Raw genomic sequence first — 2,665 nt, 5'->3', positions numbered from 1 at the left:
GGCAGCAGCTTCTCGGTCGCGTCGAGCAGCGCCGGTACGTCGCGGTCGACGAGCTGGGACTGCAGCGCGAGGGTCGCCGTCGAGACCACCACCCGGCGGTCCTCGATCGCGTGCACGAGCGCGGGCACGAGGTACCCGAGGGACTTGCCGGTGCCGGTGCCCGCCTGGACGAGCAGGTGCGACCCCTCGTGCATCGCGGTGTCGACGGCCTGCGCCATCTCCACCTGCCCGGGCCGGGTCTGTCCGGCGATCCCGGACACGGCAGCTTCCAGCAGTTCCCGCACATCAACACCCACCGCCATACCCTAGCCCGCGCGGCGGACAGATTTCTGTCCGGCGGGCTGGGGTGTGGACAACCTCCTAGACGACCGCGCCGCGGTCCGGCTGGGCGTCGCGGTCCACCTGGGCACGCTTCGGGCGCGGCGGCGGGGCCGGGAAGCGGCGCTCCAGTTCGAGCAGCAGCGGTGCGGCGGTCAGGTTCGAGGAGTACGTACCGACGACGATGCCGAGCAGCAACGCCAGCGCGAAGTCGGCCAGCGAGTCGCCGCCCAGGAACAGCAGCGCGGCGAGGATGAACAGCGTCGAGATGCCGGTGTTGATGGTCCGCGGCAGGACGTTCACGATCGCGGTGTCGATGGTCTTGCCGAGGTTGTCCGTGGCGCGCGCGCTCCGGGTCTCGCGGATCCGGTCGAAGACCACGACCGAGTCGTTCACCGTGTACCCGATGATCGTCAGCACCGCGGCCAGGAAGATGCCGTCGATCGGTTTCCCGGTCCAGGCGAAGATCCCGACCACGACCGCGACGTTCTGCAGCAGCGCGAGGACGGCGCCGGCGCCGAAGGTCCAGCGGAACCGCACGGCGAGGTACGCCAGTTGCGCGAACAGCGCGATGCCGAGCGCGATCAGGCCCTTGTTGCGCAGCTCCTTGCCGAGCGACGGGCCGATGCTCTCGTTGCGGATCACCTCGGTGTCGCCGGCGGTCCGGGAGATCGACTCGCGGATCTTCTCGGCCTCGTCGTCGCTGATCGTCCCGGTCCGGACCGTGAAGTCGTCGGCACCGGAGGCCTGCACGACAGCGGTCGGGTAGCCCGCCTCGGCGACCGCGGCGCGCGCCTGGTCCGGCGTGATCCGCTGCGCCGTACTCACCTCGAGCAGCCGGCCGCCGGTGAACTCGATGCCGAGGTTCAGGCCGCGGACGGCAACACCCGCGACGCTGACGATGATCGCGACGGCGGTGATCACCAGCCAGCGCTTGCTGTGCTTCATCAATGCGGGCTGGCGGGCTTCGAGCCAGGTCCGGACGCGGCCGTGGCCGGCGATCCCGCTGAGCCGGGGACGCCGCAGTACGAATCCACGGGAGACCACGAACTCGGCGAGCACGCGGGTCACCACCAGCGCGGACAGCATGGAGGCGATCACACCGATCGACAGCGTGACGCCGAAGCCGCGGACCGGTCCGGCGGCCAGGAAGAACAGCAGGCCTGCCGCGAGCAGCGTGGTGATGTTGGAGTCGGCGATCGCGGACAGGGCGTTCTGGAAACCGCTGCGCAGTGAACGGCGCAGACCGTCGGTGCGGCCGGCGGTGTAGTCCTCGCGGGCGCGTTCGAAGACCAGGACGTTCGCGTCGACCGCCATACCGATCGCCAGCACGAAGCCGGCCAAGCCCGGCAGGGTGAGGGTTGCGCCGATCGCGGTCAGGGCGGCGTACGAGATCGCGGAGTATCCGATCAGGCCGAGGACCGCCATCAGGGCGACCAGGCGATAGACCACGATGATGAACAGGGCCGTCAGCGCCAGGCCGATGATCGCGGCGAGGGCGCTCGCCTGGATCGCATCCTGACCGAGGGACGGGCCGACCGTACGCTGGTCGATGACCTCGACCGGCACCGGCAGGGCGCCGCCCGAGATCAGCGCCGCCAGGTCCTTCGCGTCCTCCTCGGTGAACGAGCCGGAGATCGTCGTCGTACCGCCGGAGATGCCGAGGTTGCAGAGCTGGTTGCCACCGTTCGGGTCGACCTGCGGGGCGCTGATCACCTCGTTGTCGAGCACGATCGCGATCAGGCGCTGCGGCGTACCGACCGGCTGGCAGGCCGCCTTGCCGGTGATGTTCGCCCAGATCTTGCCGCCGTCGCCCTTGAACTTCATCTGCACGAACCAGCCCTGCGCGACCTGCTGCGGGTCGAGCAGACCGTCGGCGCCGCTGACCAGCTCACCGGTCATCGCCGGCTTGGCCAGGCGCAGGAAACCCTGGCCTTGTTCGCCCGGCAGGTAGGTCTCCCCCGCCGCGGGCTTGGCCGGCTTGGCCGCGACCTGGTCGAGAACCTCGTGGAACGTCAACTGCGCGGTCTTGCCGATCACCTTCGCGGCTTCCCGCGGATCCTGGACACCGGGCAGCTCGACGATGATCCGGTTCTCACCCTGGCGCGTGACGTTCGGCTCACTCACCCCGAGCGCGTCGATCCGCCGGTGCAAGACCTGCGTCGCCTTGTCGGTGGTCTCCTTCGTCGCCTTCACCGTCGGCGAATCCTTGGCCTCGAGCACGATCTGCGTCCCACCGCGCAGGTCCAGACCGAGCTGTGGTTTCGCCGTCAGCGTGACGTACGTCGACGCCGCCAGCACCAGGAACGCGAGCAGAGCACGGACAAGGGACGACCGGTTCACCGAA

The 2,665-nt window shown here is 69.7% G+C and carries 2 protein-coding genes; both read right to left on the bottom strand.

Features of this window, described 5'->3' with window-relative positions; genetic code table 11:
* On the bottom strand, positions 1-302 hold a 302-nt coding region (locus tag VFF46_RS32555), incomplete at its 3' end, for a DEAD/DEAH box helicase (protein ID WP_325041076.1).
* Between the two features lie 58 nt (positions 303-360).
* A partial coding sequence (gene secD / locus VFF46_RS32550; RefSeq protein WP_325041075.1) for a protein translocase subunit SecD occupies positions 361-2,665 on the bottom strand: 2,305 nt, incomplete at its 5' end.

Origin of the sequence: Kribbella sp. (assembly GCF_035655035.1) — a bacterium.
Taxonomy (GTDB): Bacteria; Actinomycetota; Actinomycetes; order Propionibacteriales; family Kribbellaceae; genus Kribbella.
Note: the sequence above shows the minus strand (reverse complement) of the source record. Positions and strands in the feature narration are given on the sequence as shown.